Source organism: Salimicrobium jeotgali, from assembly GCF_001685435.2.
GTDB classification, from domain to species: Bacteria; Bacillota; Bacilli; order Bacillales; family Halobacillaceae; genus Salimicrobium; species Salimicrobium album.
On record NZ_CP011361.2, the window covers coordinates 2,126,764 to 2,144,098 of the forward strand.

14 protein-coding genes are annotated in these 17,335 nt (G+C 48.3%); 2 read left to right on the forward strand and 12 right to left on the reverse strand.

Translation table 11 applies throughout. The features are described 5' to 3' along the window. Positions 1-156: 156 nt before the first annotated feature. Positions 157-942 (forward strand): SDR family oxidoreductase, encoded by a 786-nt coding sequence (locus AAV35_RS10670; RefSeq protein WP_008588260.1) that lies wholly within the window; start codon positions 157-159, stop codon positions 940-942. A gap of 238 nt (positions 943-1,180) precedes the next feature. Beyond that, positions 1,181-2,134 (forward strand): calcium/sodium antiporter, encoded by a 954-nt coding sequence (locus AAV35_RS10675; RefSeq protein ID WP_008588258.1) that lies wholly within the window; start codon positions 1,181-1,183, stop codon positions 2,132-2,134. Positions 2,135-2,807: 673 nt separating this feature from the next. Here AAV35_RS10675 and rlmD read toward each other — a convergent pair. The 12 genes from rlmD to AAV35_RS10735 form a co-directional block, all read right to left on the reverse strand. Further along, entirely contained in the window at positions 2,808-4,184 is a 1,377-nt protein-coding gene (rlmD, locus tag AAV35_RS10685) for a 23S rRNA (uracil(1939)-C(5))-methyltransferase RlmD (protein ID WP_008588254.1), read from the reverse strand. A gap of 136 nt (positions 4,185-4,320) precedes the next feature. Further along, entirely contained in the window at positions 4,321-5,220 is a 900-nt protein-coding gene (locus tag AAV35_RS10690) for a diacylglycerol kinase (protein ID WP_008588252.1), read from the reverse strand. Between the two features lie 71 nt (positions 5,221-5,291). After that, positions 5,292-6,722, reverse strand: coding sequence for an Asp-tRNA(Asn)/Glu-tRNA(Gln) amidotransferase subunit GatB (gene gatB, locus AAV35_RS10695; protein WP_008588250.1), 1,431 nt, complete (start codon positions 6,720-6,722; stop codon positions 5,292-5,294). Then, positions 6,719-8,188 (reverse strand): Asp-tRNA(Asn)/Glu-tRNA(Gln) amidotransferase subunit GatA, encoded by a 1,470-nt coding sequence (gatA, locus tag AAV35_RS10700; protein ID WP_008588247.1) that lies wholly within the window; start codon positions 8,186-8,188, stop codon positions 6,719-6,721. Before gatA ends, gatB begins: the two co-directional genes overlap by 4 nt. Before the next feature lie 12 nt (positions 8,189-8,200). Further along, complete coding sequence (gene gatC, locus AAV35_RS10705; RefSeq protein ID WP_008588245.1) at positions 8,201-8,491, reverse strand: Asp-tRNA(Asn)/Glu-tRNA(Gln) amidotransferase subunit GatC; 291 nt, start codon at positions 8,489-8,491, stop codon at positions 8,201-8,203. Positions 8,492-8,704: 213 nt separating this feature from the next. Beyond that, the gene (gene putP / locus AAV35_RS10710) at positions 8,705-10,216 is read right to left on the reverse strand and encodes a sodium/proline symporter PutP (protein ID WP_008588240.1); all 1,512 of its coding nucleotides are present in this window, start codon (positions 10,214-10,216) and stop codon (positions 8,705-8,707) included. 5 nt (positions 10,217-10,221) lie between these two features. Further along, positions 10,222-10,350 carry a hypothetical protein gene (locus AAV35_RS14625; protein ID WP_268794163.1) on the reverse strand — a complete coding sequence of 43 codons (129 nt, stop codon included), beginning with the start codon at positions 10,348-10,350 and terminating at the stop codon, positions 10,222-10,224. Between the two features lie 391 nt (positions 10,351-10,741). Next, positions 10,742-11,881 (reverse strand): CamS family sex pheromone protein, encoded by a 1,140-nt coding sequence (locus tag AAV35_RS10715; protein ID WP_008588238.1) that lies wholly within the window; start codon positions 11,879-11,881, stop codon positions 10,742-10,744. 5 nt (positions 11,882-11,886) lie between these two features. Next, positions 11,887-13,896 (reverse strand): NAD-dependent DNA ligase LigA, encoded by a 2,010-nt coding sequence (ligA, locus tag AAV35_RS10720; protein ID WP_008588236.1) that lies wholly within the window; start codon positions 13,894-13,896, stop codon positions 11,887-11,889. 15 nt (positions 13,897-13,911) lie between these two features. Then, positions 13,912-16,125 carry a DNA helicase PcrA gene (pcrA, locus tag AAV35_RS10725; protein ID WP_008588234.1) on the reverse strand — a complete coding sequence of 738 codons (2,214 nt, stop codon included), beginning with the start codon at positions 16,123-16,125 and terminating at the stop codon, positions 13,912-13,914. A gap of 19 nt (positions 16,126-16,144) precedes the next feature. Further along, positions 16,145-16,810 (reverse strand): heptaprenylglyceryl phosphate synthase, encoded by a 666-nt coding sequence (gene pcrB / locus AAV35_RS10730; protein WP_008588233.1) that lies wholly within the window; start codon positions 16,808-16,810, stop codon positions 16,145-16,147. Positions 16,811-17,027: 217 nt separating this feature from the next. Continuing rightward, on the reverse strand, positions 17,028-17,330 hold the full coding sequence (locus AAV35_RS10735) for a YerC/YecD family TrpR-related protein (RefSeq protein WP_008588231.1): 303 nt from the start codon (positions 17,328-17,330) through the stop codon (positions 17,028-17,030). Positions 17,331-17,335 lie beyond the last annotated feature (5 nt).

The following is a 17,335-nucleotide window of genomic DNA, read 5'->3' on the forward strand; positions in this document are numbered from 1 at the left end:
TGCTTCTTTCCCCTGTCCCTCTGTCCGTTTAGATTCCCATGGAGACGGGAAGGCAAAATGTAGTTGTCACCTTTATTCCAATAATAAAGTGCAATTTCTTGAAAAATAGACCACCGATTATACGCAGAATCATTCCCTAAGGAGGAATATCATATTATGAGTAAAACGATTTTTATCACCGGAGCCGGTACGGGTCTTGGAAAAGGTACGGCTATCGGTCTTGCTAAAAAAGGACATCACGTCATTGCCGCCGTTGAAATTATGGCCCAGATTACGAGTCTCCGGGAAGAAGCCGAAGCAGCAGGTGTCACCCTCGAAGTGATCAAACTGGATATCACGAATGAACGGGACCAGCAGCTGATAGACGAGTACGACTATGACATTTTCGTCGCGAACGCGGCTATCGGCGAAGGTGGACCGATTGCCGAAATACCGGTCGACCGGGTCCGCGATATTTTTGAGACGAACGTATTCAGTACGCTTGAAAATGCCCAAATTGCTGCCAACAAATTCATGAAGAAAGAAAAGGGCAAAATCGTCTTCCTAAGCTCCGTCGCCGGTGTTGTAGGCATGCCTTACCTCGCCGCGTACGCTTCCTCAAAACACGCAATCGAAGCTTTTGCCAAGGCTATGAAAGCGGAACTTGAAGAATTCAACGTGCAGGTAGCTACCATCAACCCCGGTCCGTTCAACACCGGTTTCAACGACCGGATGTTTGAAGAGAAGTGGAAATGGTACAATCCTAAAGAGAACCTGACTCCCGAGAAATCCATGAGTAACATGGAACAGCTGCTCGAGAACCAGTACGATCCCGAGGACATGATCACAAAAATGGTCGAAGTGATCGAAGCGGATCATCACGCTTTCCGTACGGCTTACCCGCAGGAGATCGAAGACCAGATGAAAGACGAAGAACAGAAAACCTGGGACGCGCGTGTTTAAAACGTAGTTTTCCAGAGACTGGTGCCGAAGAATATTTTTCGGCTCCAGTTTTTTTATTCCCTTATCGGAGTTACTCCCATTTTCTCTTCTTTTTCTTTATTTAACTTCTCGGTCCGAATTTTTCTTTCCAGGAAGAGGAATCTCGGGTATGGTTAAATAAGTAAAACCTAGTCTTATGCTGACAGGACTGCCTCTCCCAGCCGGAGACTTTAAATACAAAGGAGTTTGAGAAACGATTATGGCATACATATTACTGCTCGCCGGCTTCGGATTATTGATTAAGGGAGCCGATTTCTTCGTTGATGGATCTTCGAATATCGCCAGACTTCTCCGCGTTCCGCCTATCCTGATAGGACTTACGATTGTAGCATTCGGCACAAGTTCCCCTGAGGCGACCGTCAGTATCATCGCCGCTTTACAGGGAAATGCTGAAGTGTCTCTCGGGAACGTTGTCGGCAGTAACATTTTCAACATTACGTTAGTTGTAGGTGCAGCAGCTTTTCTTTACCCGTTAGCGGTCGAAAGTTCGACGGTCAAAAAGGAGATACCGTTCACTTTGCTGGCCAGCGTAGCACTGCTGGTACTTATCAGTGACATGATACTGCAGGGATTTAATGATAACCTGCTTACACGCAGTGATGGTGTAATCTTCTTATTGTTCCTCTCCATTTTTATGTACTACGTCATCGAAGTCGGTCTGAAAAGTCGGAAAGATACGAAACATGAGCCCCCGACGACAGGGATCAAATGGGGCAAAAATGTCGTTTTGACGTTAGTCGGTTTAGCAGCGATCATTTTCGGAGGAAACCTGGTGGTGAATAACGGCACAGAAATCGCCTACGCCCTCGGAATGAGTGAAACTTTGGTAGGATTGACTATCATTGCAATCGGGACCTCCCTGCCTGAGCTGGTCACGTCCATCTCTGCCGCACTGAAGAAAGAAAGCGGAATCGCCCTCGGGAACATTGTAGGGAGTAATATATTCAATATCTGGTTTGTACTCGGTACTTCCGCCGTGATTACGCCGTTACCTGTGGCCGGCAAAATTTTCACTGATGTCTTGATTATGATTGTGCTTAGTGTGTTATTATTCTTATTTTCGAGGAGTGGATACACTGTCGGGAAGAGAGAAGGTCTTTTTCTTATACTGGTGTATGTCGCTTATTTTGTTTATATCATATTAAGGAACTAAAAAGCAGGCTCCCCTGCTTTTTAGTTTAATTTCCGGTCTTTCCGTTCTCTTGGGTCACCTTTTTCAAAAGATAGATTTGTCTTCCGCCATACAATCCAAATCCTAACATAACTAAAACATAACTTAACCAATGAAGAAATATTTCGAGAGCGGGATACAGAAGGTAAGTTGACATCCCTATCATGACAAGCACCCATACTAACCTGTTAACAATGTTCGCTTTCTCATTTTTAAACATAGAATTTCTCCTTATGAACAAGTGCTTACTTGTGATGTTAACTTTCCTACAAGTGACGCAACACATCCATCATTCAAGTCGTTATGTCATAAAGATGGAGTTCTGCATAACAACTAAATCCAGCAGGAAACGTAACAGTCTTGGAGGACTGGAGCAGCAATCACCTTTTTGAGGAAAATTATGTGAGAACCTTCTGTTTTCTATAGTTATAATATTTCTCCAACCATATATCTCACCACATCCTCTGATTCCAGACTTACTTTTCTTGTTTTCGTCAATTGAAGTGTAAAAGATAAAGGAGCTTGTGTGTTTTTTATGCCAAGTTTTTCTGATACCCCAACAAATATTGTAGAACCCAAATTCTTACCCGTTCATTCGTAAAGAATAGAAAAAAGCTCAAGCCATATTTCAACTTGAGCCAATTGGTATAATTCATTATTTTTTCACCAGCCACGTTACACATTCTATGTGGTTCGTCTGCGGGAACTGATCCACCGGCTGCACTTCTTTCGTTTCATACCCGCCATCTTCAAGAATCCGCAAGTCCCGGGCTAAGGTAGAAGGGTTACAGGAAACGTAGACAATCCGCTCCGGCTCCATCTCAAGCATCGAGGCAAGGAGTGCTTCGTCACATCCTTTTCTCGGGGGATCGACGACGATGACATCCGGGCGGAGCCCCTGGCCGCGCCACCACGGCATCACTTCTTCCGCTTTCCCTTTATAGAACTCGACGTTATCGATGTGATTGAGACGGGCGTTCTTCTTCGCATCTTTCACTGCTTCGCCGACGACTTCCACTCCGTACACTTTCTTTGCGGCTTTCGCCATGAACAGGGAAATCGTACCGATGCCGCAGTAGGCGTCAACAACTGTCTCCCCGCCCCGCAGGTCCGCATACTCCAGTGCTTTGTCATACAGCGTTTTCGTCTGGGTCGGGTTGACCTGATAGAATGATTGTGCGGAAATCATGAAGCGTATGTCTCCGATGGAATCATAAATATACTCATCTCCATACACGACGGTCGTCTCTTTTCCGAGAATGACGTTCGTCTTATCCCGGTTCACGTTGTGGACGATCGATTTCACTCCCGGGTACGCTTCTTTAATCTGTTCGATCAGTCCGTCCTTGTGCGGCAGTTCCTTCGTCCGGGTGATAAGGACGACCATGATATCACCGGTGACCTGTCCGGTCCGGACCATGATATGACGCAATACCCCCCGGTGAGATTCTTCATCATAGGCTTCGATGCCGAGATCCGTCGCGATTCTACGGACGGCTGCCACCATTCCGTCGTTCGTTTCGTCCTGAATCAGGCACGACTCCATATCGATGATGTTGTGACTCCGTTTCTGATAGAACCCGGTTTTCAATTCTCCGTTTTCTTTTTCGCCGACAGGAATCTGAATCTTATTCCGGTATCTCCACGGCTCCTCCATACCGATCGGTTCGTGGACAGGAACGTGTTCCAGATGACCGATTTTCTTCATAACGTTTTCGACCTGATTCTTTTTCATCGTAAGCTGACGACTGTAGCTCATATGCTGAAGCTGGCAGCCGCCACACTGGTAATAGACGGGACACGGGGGCGTAACCCGGTCTCCGCTCTCTTCTTCCACATCCATAAGTTTTCCGAACCCGAAATTCTTTTTCACTTTGACCACTTTCACCCGGGCTTTCTCTCCCGGCAGGCCGTACGGGACGAATAGCGGATAACCGTCCACTTTCCCTACCCCGTCCCCTTCATGCGTCAAATCCTCGAACGTGACAGTGACGGTTTCGTTTTTCTTTACGGGCGGTGTCTGTTTCGGCATAATGCTCCTCCTCTCTCTGTTTCAGTGATTTTCTGAAGATACAAGGCCATATACATAAGTAGAACTACGTTCGATACCATAGGGCTACTTATGTATATGAAGCCGTAAGGAAGCACCGTTTCATTTGCAGAAGCGGCTACTTCCCTTTAGCTTCAGGCATAAAAAACTCGATATGACGGTACAGGTTGGTGAACTCTCCCGGGAGCAGCCCTCCATATTCTCCGTCGATGTTCAACTGCATTTTCTCCTCTGTCTTCACACTGATTTTTGCGGCAGTCATGTGGAGAAATTTCGGATGATTAAGATGGGTCCCCTGGATGGCCATAGTTGCGAGACGGATGAATTCCGCGACGTTCATCTTTTCGATGATCATAAGATTGAACACGCCGTCATCCATTTTCGCTTCAGGCGCAAGCTTCTCCAGCCCCCCGACGGAATTCGTATTCGAAACGAGAAAGAGCATAATCTCCCCTTCATACACCTTGCCGTCGTAATCGATTTCGACATATGTCGGACGTATCGAAGGCAGCATCTCCATCCCTTTCAGATAGTAAGCCAGCTGACCGAGCATCGTTTTCATCTTGCTCGGAACTTCATACGTCAGCTCGGTGATTTTACCGCCGCCGGCGATGTTGATGAAATACTTATTATTCACCCGTCCGATATCGAGCGCGGACACTTCATTGCGCAGGATAACATCGAGTGCTTTATTGATATCGTTGCGGGGGATGCGGAGAGCACGCGCAAAATCGTTCGTCGTTCCGGTCGGGATGATCCCGACTCTCGGACGATGCGGCTGTTCGGCCAGTCCCGCTATGACTTCATTGATCGTACCGTCGCCTCCGGCGGCCACTACGATATCAAACTTCCGTTCCGAAGCGATCCTTGCGGCTTTGATCGCGTCCCCGGCACAAGTCGTTGCGTGGGTGGACGTCTCATAACCGTCCTGTTCGAGACGTTTCAGAATGTCCGGGAGCATCTTTCTGATCAATTCTCTTCCGGAGGTCGGATTATATATGATTCGGGCCCGTTGCATCAAAATCTCCTCCATCTTATCGTTCGTATTTTCAGAGAGAAAAGCACGCATCCCCTGCGCGCCCTCCCTCTTTACCTTTTGCTGATTTCTTCGATCAGCAGTTCATTGACCATCTTCGGATTCGCCTGCCCTTTCGTTTCTTTCATAATCTGGCCGACGAGGAAACCGATAGCTTTGTCTTTCCCATTCTTATAATCGGTGATCGACTGTTCGTTCTGATCAAGAATATTCGTTACGATATCACGAAGCTGTCCTTCGTCGGAAATCTGGACGAGACCGCGGTCCTTCACGATTTTCTCGGGGTCGCCGCCTTTTTCCACGAGATCCGGCAGGATTTTCTTCGCTATTTTGGAAGAAATTGTCTCTTCTTCCAGAAGTACGGTCAGTTTAGCCAGAGCATCCGGAGTGAGTTCCAGATCCTTCAGTTCTTTCTGCTGCTTGTTCATATACGCAGAAATATCTCCCATCAGCCAGTTGGAAGCCTGCTTGATGTCGCCGCCTTTTTCAAGAGTCTCTTCAAAAAAGTCGGAGAGTTCCTTGTTGTTCGTCAGAACGGCTGCATCGTATTCAGGGAGTCCGAGCTCTTCGATGTACCGTTTCTTGCGCGCTTCCGGGAGTTCAGGAATTTCAGCTTTGATGCGTTCTTTCCACGCTTCATCGATGTAAAGAGGGACAAGGTCCGGTTCCGGGAAGTAACGGTAATCGTCCGACCCTTCTTTAATTCGCATAAGAATCGTTTCTTTCGTCTTCTCGTCGAAGCGGCGCGTCTCCTGAAGGATTTCTCCGCCCTGCTTCAGCACTTCTTCCTGACGTTTCTCCTCAAATTCAAGACCTTTCTGCACAAAGGAGAAGGAGTTGAGGTTCTTCAGCTCCGTTTTCACACCGAACTCTTCCTGTCCGACAGGCCGGAGGGAGAGGTTCGCATCACAACGGAGGGACCCCTCTTCCATCTTACAGTCGGAGACGCCAGTATACTGGATGATATTTTTAAGTGCTTCCAGATAAGCGTATGCCTCTTTCGGAGAGCGGATATCCGGTTCCGAAACGATTTCCACCAGTGGCGTACCCTGACGGTTATAGTCTACGAGCGAATATCCGTCGTCTTTATGGGTGAGCTTACCTGCGTCCTCCTCCATATGAAGACGAGTGATGCCGATGCGCTTCTTCTTCCCGTCCACTTCAATATCAATGTACCCGTTCTCTCCGATCGGCTGATCGAACTGGGAAATCTGATACGCTTTCGAGTTATCCGGATAAAAATAGTTTTTCCGGTCGAATTTCGTATGGGAAGCGATATCGCAGTTCAACGCAAGGGCAGCCTTCATCGAATAATTCACCGCTTCTTCGTTCAATACGGGCAGAACGCCCGGGTAACCGAGATCGATCGGGTTCACGTTCGAGTTCGGCTCATCTCCGAACATGTTCGGAGACGGGCTGAAAATTTTCGATTCTGTCTTCAGCTCGACGTGGACTTCAAGTCCAATGACTGTTTCGAAGTTCATTTTGTGTTTCCTCCTAACTCAGGACGCTGCTTATGGTAATTCGTCGCCTGTTCAAAAGCATGAGCTGCACGGTAGACCGTACTCTCATCGAAATGTTTCCCGATGATCTGCAGGCCGATCGGAAGCCCTTTCTCCGAAAAGCCGCATGGAATGGATATTCCCGGCACGCCTGCAAGGTTCACAGGAATCGTGAGGATGTCGTTTGCATACATCGTCAGAGGATTTTCCATCTGCTCTCCTACTTTAAAGGCAGGTGTCGGCGCGGTCGGTCCGATGACGACATCATATTCCTCGAAAATCTTGTCGAAATCGTTTTTGATCAGCGTACGTACCTGCTGGGCTTTTTTATAATACGCATCGTAATATCCGGAACTGAGGGCGAATGTTCCAAGCATAATCCGGCGCTTCACTTCGTCTCCGAAACCTTCGGAACGGGAGTTTTTGAACATATCGATCATCGTTTCCGCATTTTCGGAGCGGCGTCCGTACCGCACGCCGTCGAAGCGGGCCAGGTTGGCCGACGCTTCGGAGGACGCGATCAGGTAGTAGGTGGAGAGCGCATACTTCGAATGAGGAAGAGAGACTTCCTCCCATTCTGCTCCGAGTTCTTCATACTTCCTGAGCGCCTGTCTGACGGAAGCTTTCACTTCCTCGTTGACCCCTTCCTGGAAATACTCCTTCGGTACAGCAATCTTCAAATCGCTGATATTTCCGGTCAGTGCTTCTGTATAAGCAGGGACTTCCACGTTTGCTGATGTGGAATCCATTTCGTCATGGCCGGCGATCGTTTCGAGCACGTAAGCATTATCTTCTACGCTTCTTGTAATAGGACCAATCTGGTCAAGCGAAGAAGCGAAGGCGATAAGTCCGAAGCGGGATACCCGGCCGTATGTCGGTTTCAGACCTACGACACCGCAGTAGGAAGCCGGCTGGCGGATCGATCCGCCGGTATCCGTTCCAAGAGAAAACGGCACTTCTCCGGCCGCAACAGCCGCTGCCGAACCGCCGCTCGAACCGCCCGGGACGTGATCGGTGTTCCACGGGTTACGCGTCGCCTGGAAGCTTGAGTTTTCGTTGGAGGATCCCATAGCGAACTCATCCATGTTCAATTTACCGATGGTTACCGCTTTTTCCTTCTGCAGTTTCCTGACAACCGTCGCATCATAAAGCGGATCATCAAGGTTGCTGAGAATCTGACTTGCAGCTGTTGTACGCAGTCCTTTCGTCACGATATTGTCCTTGATTCCGATCGGAAGACCGAAAAGACTTGCACCTTTGTCCCCTGCTTCATCCAGTTCCCTGGCAGCAGCACGGGCATTCTCTTCATCAAGCGTCAGAAACGCCTGAACTTCCCCGTCCACTTCTTCAATTCTGGCGTAGGATTCTTCCACCAGATCAGTGACTGTAATCTCATTATCATTCAGCTTCCGCGTAAGTTCTTTCAATGAATGTTCAAATAAAGACACGAATGGTCCCTCCTATTCCAAAATTGACGGTACTTTGAACTGACCGTCCTGCTGATCCGGTGCGTTTTTGAGCGCATCCTCTTTTTTGATCCACTCTTTCGGTTCGTCTTTTCTCATTACGTTTTTCAGATCGAGCACATGTGTCGTCGGTTCCACTCCTTCGGTATCCAGTTCGTTCAGCTGCTCGGCATAGGTGATGATGTCATCGAGCTGTTTTGTGAACATTTCTGCTTCTTCGTCCGTAACAACAAGGCGGGCCAGGTTCGCCACGTGTTTCACCTGATCTTCACTAATTCTGGACATAACCGTTCCTCCTCTATGGAAATAACATATTTCATTATCATATCAAACATTACTTTTGCATACCACACAACCTCCATAATAGCATAAACCCTCAAAAAATAGGAAGCATCAGCCAAAAGACAGACTTCCGCGCTCAGGGGGTCACTTATAGAATTATTCACAAAAAAACAGCATCTCCTTCTGAAACAGAAGAAGATGCTGCATCCTTATTTATCATTTTTTGACAGCTGCATCGAATTCGGCTTCCACTTCAGGTGAAGGCTTGCCGAACATACTGACGACGACGATCAGTATAGTACTGAGAAGGAATCCTGGTACGATTTCGTAAAGGTCGAAGATACCTCCGGAAAGGAAATCTCCCCATACGACCACCGTAACGGCTCCAGCTATAAGACCGGTAACAGCCCCTGCTGTCGTAACACCTCTCCAGAACAGGGAAAGCAGCATAACCGGACCGAATGCAGCACCGAAACCTGCCCACGCATAGGAAACGAGGTCCAGAACAGAGCTTTCCGGGTTCTGAGCGATCAGCACGGCAATAAGAGCAATGCCCGCAACGGCGAAACGACCGATCCAAACGAGTTCTTTCTCACTCGCATTACGACGGAAGATCGCTTTGTAGAAGTCCTCTGCAAGCGCTGAAGACGACACGAGCAGTTGAGAGTCAATCGTACTCATAATCGCTGAAAGAATAGCAGCTAACAGAATACCCGAAATGACCGGGTGGAAAAGAATCTGGGAGAGGGAAATGAAAATCTTCTCTCCATCAGCCAGCACCTGCATGCCGCCCTCACTGTTCACGACAGCACCGATCGACTCAAGGGTCGCCTGATCGGCAGCGTTAATGTAGGCAAGGCCGAACAGACCGGTGAATACCGCCCCGTACAGACCTACAATCATCCAGCCCATACCGATGAAGCGGGCTTTCGGTACGTCCTTGGCCGAACGGAGGGCCATAAATCGCACCAGAATGTGGGGCTGACCGAAATAACCGAGACCCCAGGCGAGTGAAGAGATAATCGAGATAGCCCCTACGCCCTGCACCATATTTAAGTAAGACGGATCGATATTCCCTACAGCATCCACAGCGGAACTCCATCCTCCAAGCTCACTGACAGCTACGACCGGTACGGCGATAAGGGCCAGGAACATCAGAATCCCCTGCACAAAGTCCGTCCAGCTTACGGCGAGGAAACCGCCGAGGAACGTATAGGAAATGGTTACAATAGCACCAATCCATAGAGCTGCGGAGTAGCTCAGATCAAAGGACGATTCAAACAGTTTCGCTCCTCCGACCATTCCTGAAGAAGTATAGAAGGTAAAGAATAAAAGGATTACTATTGCGGATACGACACGCAAAATGCGTGATTTGTCGTGAAAACGGTTTTCAAGGTAATCGGGAATCGTAATGGAATCGTTCGCAACTTCCGTGTAATTACGAAGACGTCTGGCAACAAACTGCCAGTTCAGATAAGCTCCGATCGATAGACCTACGGCAAGCCATGCGCCTCCGAACCCTCCGGCGTACACGGCTCCCGGTAATCCGAGCAACAGCCAGCTGCTCATGTCAGATGCCCCGGCACTGAGTGCTGCTACTCCGGGTCCGAGCCGGCGTCCGCCCAATACATAGTCGGACAGGTTACTGGTAAGCCGGTAGGCCGCAAGACCGATTCCGAGCATACCTAAGAGATATACTATAAAAGTTATTAACGTCGCTGTATCCATCTCGGTTATTTACTCCCCTCTGTAAATAGTGTAATAAGTGACAAAATGATCAGAAGCGGCATAGGTACGAACATCCAGAACCACGTGCCCCCTGATAAACTGTGGGATGAAGCTGATAGTAATACATCAACCAATCCTTCCACCTCCAAATAGATAAATTATGCACCTGCTATACACCCTCTCGATCCATCATTTTCTGTGAAAAAAGATGATACATAAAAAGATTGCTGAAAACAGGAGGATAATTAAGGGTACCCTCTGGAAATATCCTCCTGTTCATGATTGAAGCGAGAGGTTATATAGAACACAGGTGCAACTATATCATACTATAATATTACGAACATTACAAAAATTCCTACTAATTTCTCAATATGTATTTTTATTCACAATTTATACACATACATCACATATAGTATGAAATTTTTGATAACTATTCACTATAATAAATAAAAAAAAGTTTCACTTACCTCTCAATTGAACTTTCCAGACAGAAAAAGACCGTCCTGTAAGCAGACGGCCTTCCTCTTAATCATATATATATACGTATGGGGTTTCTTCCCCTTTCTCTCTGACTATAAGACTTTCCTGGCGATTGAGGCTATTGATACGCACTTCTATCCCGTAGTGCTGCGGGAACATTTCTTTCACGAGACTGTGCACGTACTGCGTAAACCCGTCTATTTCGGCCTGGGAATTAAATTCGACGGGGATATCCATCTTCACCTTATTCAATTCACCATTTACATAGAACCCTTTTCCTATGACGCCTACAAAATCCGGGAAGTAATCGGATATGCTCGTGCGAAACTCAGAAAAGATCTGGGAGTCATCGAAATGGTTTTCGGTAGCTTCCGTGGAAGGGAAGAGCACATAATTTTCATCGATGGATTTGAATTTACCGATAGTATCATCTTCTGTATAAGCCTTTGCTATGAAGTTCCCGGAAACGCTCGAAGCATTCGTTTCTTCTTCATACAGCGCAAAAGTCACCGGAACATCCGGGATGTCCTCAGACTTACGGAGACGCTTCAGTATAGTCGATGCGTACTGTTTACCCTTTTTCTTCAGTTCCTTCGTAGTGTGGTTTTCGGTCTTCTCTTTTCCGTCCACCGTAAAGTTATATTCGGAACGAAGAGCGATTCCAATCGTGATTCCTTTTATCTCTACTGAGTCGTCATCGTTCCGGACCAGATAGTTCTGCTCCACGATGTTTGAAATATACCGCGGGGAATTGCGGAACTCTTTTTCTGTAGCAGACTCTTCGTCGAGTTCCGGGTTCAGCCCCTTGCCGTCTTCGCCGGTGGATCGGCCGAGCCATTCATAAAGGGTTTCGCTGTCCAGATATTGACCGAGCTGAAAGAAGTACTCGTCTGTCGGAAAATATTCTTTGGAGTGACGCTTCAACCCATTTTCGAACTCTGAAATATCCACCCGATTATTCATCTGGTTCGTCGTAACTCCACGACTGGCAGAAGTTTTGGGGGAGTTTTCATTAAGGACCACCCTGTACTCTCCCTCATCTTTCGTAAAGCCCGGGATGATCGCAGATTCCCCGTCCGATTCTTCCGTCGTTTCTTGAGTAACTTCATCAGTACGCTCATAAACGGGAGTGCAGCCTGTTGCAAACAGTAAAACAATCCCCATACCTATCAGCCATTTTTTCATTTTGCTCACTCCTGGTTCTGTAAAGCTTCAGCGAACTGACTCTCGCTCCAAATTTCCACACCCAGCTCTTCTGCTTTCGTGTACTTACTTCCGGCATCCTCCCCGGCAACAAGCAAGTCCGTATTTTTGCTTACGCTCCCCGTCACTTTCGCTCCAAGCTCTTCCACTCTCTTTTTCGCTTCGGATCTTGAGTAAATTTCCATTTTACCGGTCAGCACTACAGTTTTTCCGTTAAACGGAGAAGTAGCGGCTTCGGCAGATACTCTTCTTCCTTTGTATTCCATGTTAAGCCCCAGTTCCGATAATTCCCGCAGAAGAACCCTCACTTCCTCACGTTGAAAATAACTGTGAATGGACTCCGCCATCTTTTCCCCGATCTCCGGAATCGACTCCAGCTCCTCGGAAGAAGCCTTCTGCAGAGCCTGCATAGAGCCGAAATGGTTCGAGAGCGTAGTGGCGGCTTTCGTTCCTACGTACCGGACGCCGAGGCCGAATAACAGTTTCTCCATAGAATTCTCTTTTGACTGCTCAATGGCAGTAAGCAGGTTGTTGACCGATTTCTCTGCCATACGGTCAAGCTGAAGCAGTTCTTCTTTACGCAGCTTGTATATATCTGCAATGTTGTGGATCAGCTCTTCGCGGAACAGCTGGGTGATCACTTTCTCCCCGAGTCCTTCGATATCCATCGCATTCCGTGATACGAAATGAATGAGTGCTTCTCTCAACTGTGCCGGACAATTCGGATTGATGCAGCGGAGAGCCACTTCCTCTTCCAGACGTACAAGGTCGCTCCCGCACTCAGGACACGTCTTTGGCATAGTGAACGGTTCTTCATTTCCCGTGCGCTCTTCCTCAATCACCCGCAGCACTTCCGGAATAATATCTCCCGCCTTTTTTATAACCACTGTGTCCCCGATACGGATATCCCTTTCTTTAATGAGGTCTTCGTTATGGAGAGAGGCACGTTGGACGGTAGTGCCCGCTACGCGCACGGGTTCGAGAAGTGCCGTAGGCGTAACGACGCCGGTCCGTCCGACCGTCAGATGGATGTCTTTCATTCTGGTCACCACTTCTTCTGCAGGGAATTTATAAGCAGTCGCCCAGCGCGGACTTTTGGCAGTGAAGCCGAGTGTCTCCTGCTCGTCCAGCTGATCGACTTTTATGACGATACCGTCGATTTCGTAATCCAGACTGTTCCGGTTGTCCACCCAGCTCTTCACATAATCGATCACTTCCTCGATATCTTTGAGAGCACGCCACTCCGGGTTCGTCTTCAGCCCGAGTTCTTCAAGATATTCAAGACGGGCGCTGTGCGTATCTTTCAGATCGTCTTCCCACATCCCCACGCCGTAAAGAAAAATATCCAGATTCCGGCTGGCCGCTATCTTCGGATCGAGTTGACGAAGGGAGCCGGCTGCTGCATTTCTCGGGTTTGCGAAAGGGGCTTCCTCCTTCTCCTCTTTCTCTTCATTCAGAGCGGAGAACGATTTCTTCGGCATGTACGCCTCTCCGCGAACTTCGATCGTCTCCGGATGGGATAGGCGGAGAGGTATGCTCCGGATTGTACGTAGATTCGAAGTGATATCCTCCCCCACTGTTCCGTCTCCGCGGGTAGCTCCGCGAACGAGAACTCCTTCTTCATACAAAAGGGAAACAGCGAGCCCGTCGATTTTCAGTTCACAGACGTAGGAAACTTCCCCCTCCGCTCCCTCACGGACTCTCCGGTCAAAATCCCGGAGCTCCTGTTCATTAAAAGCGTTCCCGAGGCTGAGCATCGGAATCTCATGCCGTACTTTTCTGAATGAGTCCAGCGGCTCTGCGCCGACCCGCTGCGTCGGAGAATCGGAAGTGATCAGTTCGGGATATTCTTCTTCGATTTCCGTTATCTCCCGCAGCTTTTTATCGTACTCGGCATCCGGAACCGTAGGCGCATCAAGCACGTAGTATTCATGGCTGTACTTCTCCAGAAGTTTCTTCAGTTGTTCATGACGCCGTGCCGCTGCTTCTTTTTCCATACATCGTCACCTCTTTCATACCTTGGTAATGGGAGCGAATTTCGCAAGGACACGCTTCACGCCTTCCGGTGCAGGAAATGCGATATCAAGCTCCATATCTTTTCCTTCACCCTGGACTCTGACGACCGTACCTTCGCCCCATTTTTTATGGTTTGCTTTATCCCCCGGTTTCCAGGAAGCATTTTCGGCTCCGGAAGCTCCGGTTGCTTTCTTGGCTTTTCTCTTCTCCACAGGCCGGTCCGACTGGATGGACTGTTTCTTATTCGCAAAAGGAAGAGGCTCTCTGTCTTCTTTTCCTTCAAGGAAATCTCCGGGAATTTCACTTATGAACCGGCTGACCGGATTCATGTTCGTCTTTCCGAACAGAGTACGCATCTTGGCATTTGTCATAAACAGTTTCTTCTCGGCACGCGTAATCCCTACGTAAGCGAGCCGTCTTTCTTCCTCCATTTCCTCTTCATCCATGATAGAGCGGCTGTGAGGGAAGATATTCTCTTCAAGGCCTATAAGAAAGACTACCGGAAACTCAAGACCTTTGGCTGAGTGGAGTGTCATCATCGTAACCGAATGCTCGTGCTCTTCCTCGTCCGCCTTATCGATATCGGCGATCAGTGCAAGATCCGTCAGAAAAGCTACAAGAGTCTTGTCTTCGCTGTACTGTTCAAAGTTCATCGTGACCGATTTGAACTCCTCGATGTTCTCGAGGCGCGACTGAGCTTCGAGAGTCTTATCCGTGCGAAGCATTTCCTCATACCCGGTTGTTTCCAGCACTTCATCCACGAGATCCGTAGCGGAAAGGAATTCCTGCTGCTTCGTCCAGTTATCTATCATCCTCCGGAAATTGACGACCGCTTTGGCAGCTTTGGCGCTTATACCGGTAAAGTCTGCTTCGGCAGCTGCATCAAAAAGCGAGATGTCGTGTGCAGCAGCATAACTCTGCAGTTTTTCGATACTCGTTTTGCCGATCCCGCGTTTCGGTTCATTGATCACACGTTCGAAACTGAGATCATCATTAGGATTGGAGATCAGACGCAGATAGGCAAGAAGGTCCTTGATTTCTTTACGATCATAGAATTTGGTCCCTCCGATCATCTGATAGGGGATATTCGCCTTCACAAATGTTTCCTCCACCGTACGGGACTGGGCGTTTGTACGGTACAGTATCGCCATGTCACTGTAGGTGAAACTGCCCTGCTTCACCAGATCCTCGATTTTATCTGCAATGAAAAAGCTTTCTTCTCTCTCTGTCCCGGCTTCGTGATAATGGATTTTTTCCCCTCCGTAGTTATCCGTCCAGAGCTTCTTCGGTTTCCGTCCGGTGTTGTGATCGATGACGTGGTTGGCAGCATCGAGAATCACTTCTGTGGACCGGTAGTTCTGTTCAAGGAGAATGGTGACAGCGTCCGGGTAATCCTCCTCAAAAGTCAGGATGTTCGTAATGTCCGCTCCGCGCCAGCGATAAATGGACTGGTCGGAGTCTCCGACGACGCAGAGGTTCTTGAATTTTTCCGCCAGTTTCTGCACCAGCTGATACTGGGCATGGTTGGTGTCCTGATACTCATCAACGTGTACGTACTGGAAGCGCCGCTGGTAATATTCGAGCACTTCCGGTACCTGCTCGAACAGCACCAGCGTTTTCATAATAAGATCATCGAAGTCGAGAGACTGGTTTTTAGAAAGTTTCTTCTGATAACCGCGGTAAATCTGGGCCACCTGTTCCTCACGATACCCGGAAACCCGACTTTCGTACATGTCCGGGCTCAGCAGTTCGTTTTTAGCATTACTGATTGCTCCGAGCATCGTCCTCGGGTTCCAGTTTTTCGGATCAAGATTAAGTTCCTTCAGCACCTGTTTGATCACTGTAAGCTGATCACTCGCATCAAGAATGGAGAAGTTTCTGTCCATACCGATGCGGTCTATATCTCTGCGCAGAATCCGGACGCACATGGAGTGGAACGTCGACATCCATATACTTTCCGCACCCGGTCCGACGAGCAGCTCTACTCTTTCCTTCATTTCTCGGGCTGCTTTATTCGTGAAGGTTATCGCAAGAATATTCCAAGGGTTCACCCCTTTTTCCTGTATGAGATACGCAATACGGTGGGTAAGAACCCGGGTCTTCCCGCTTCCTGCTCCGGCCATTACGAGAAGAGGGCCTTCCGTGTGAGCTACCGCTTTTTGCTGCGGTTCATTCATTCCTTTCAGCAACGCATGAATCGACTGCGTCATAAATCTATCATCCTTTCTTTTACTCAGGTACGGTCTGAAGCGCAGTTTCGAAATCTTCGTAGATTATGTTACCGACGATCATCGTATCCACCATGCCCTGTATTTCCTCGGCTTCCTCTCTGGACTGGATGCCGCCTCCATAAAAGAACTGGGTACGGGATAATTCCTCTGACACTTTTTGGATCAGGGAGGTGTCCCCCTTCTTCCCGCTGTACTCCAGGTAAAAAATCGGGAGCGGAAAAAGCTGCTCCACCAGGCGGGCATAGGCGAGGATATCCTCTTCCGTCACCGGAAAACAGTTCGTCTTACGGAAAGCCTTCGCTTCTTCGTTTACTATGCAGTAGCCTTCCGAGAAGATAAGCTGTTCTTCCACCATATCCCCGTACAGCTTCATCGCCTGATGCTGCATATCGAGCACCCAGGTTTTGTCTTTACTGTTCAGTACTGCGGGCACGAAATAATAATCGAACCCGGGCACCACCGCTTCCATGTCGGATATTTCAAGTACGAGCGGCACATCATACGGCTCGATCTGTTCGAACAGATTCCAGACGTTATCGAACGTCACCCCGTCTGTCCCGCCGACGATGACGGCATCGGTCCCCGACTCACAGACTCTGCGGATTTCTTCTTCCGTTATATCTTTATTCGGATCCAATTTAAACGCATGCTTCCAATTTTTCATTCGCTACACCTCTTTACTCCATTTTATTATTATACCAAAAAAAGCACGGAACCACAGTGGCAGCCTACGTATTTACCGGACCATTTTTCTAAAAGGAAGATTCGTTCCTGGTTATTATGTAACTTTCTGATCATGATTTCTCTGCCTTGAAGTCATGAAGATGACCCCGGCATCACGCCGGGGTCATTCTTCGATCCTATATTCGTCTTATAGTCCTTTATTTTGTTTTGTAGCTTTGGACGCGGTCCAGTACTTCCGTGTACATATCATTTCCGTAATTCAGGGCGCGTTTCACCCTTGAAATAGTGGCAGTAGACGCTCCGGTATCCGTTTCGATTTTATGATACGTATGACCCTCTTCGAGCATGCGGGCTACTTCCAGACGCTGTGCCAGTGACTGTACTTCGTTCATCGTGGCGAGGTCATCAAAAAAGCGGTAGCACTCTTCGGTGTCCTGCAGGGAAAGAATGGCTTCGAACAGCTGATCGAGCGTCTTTCCTCTTAGTTTATCTATCTGCATTACTT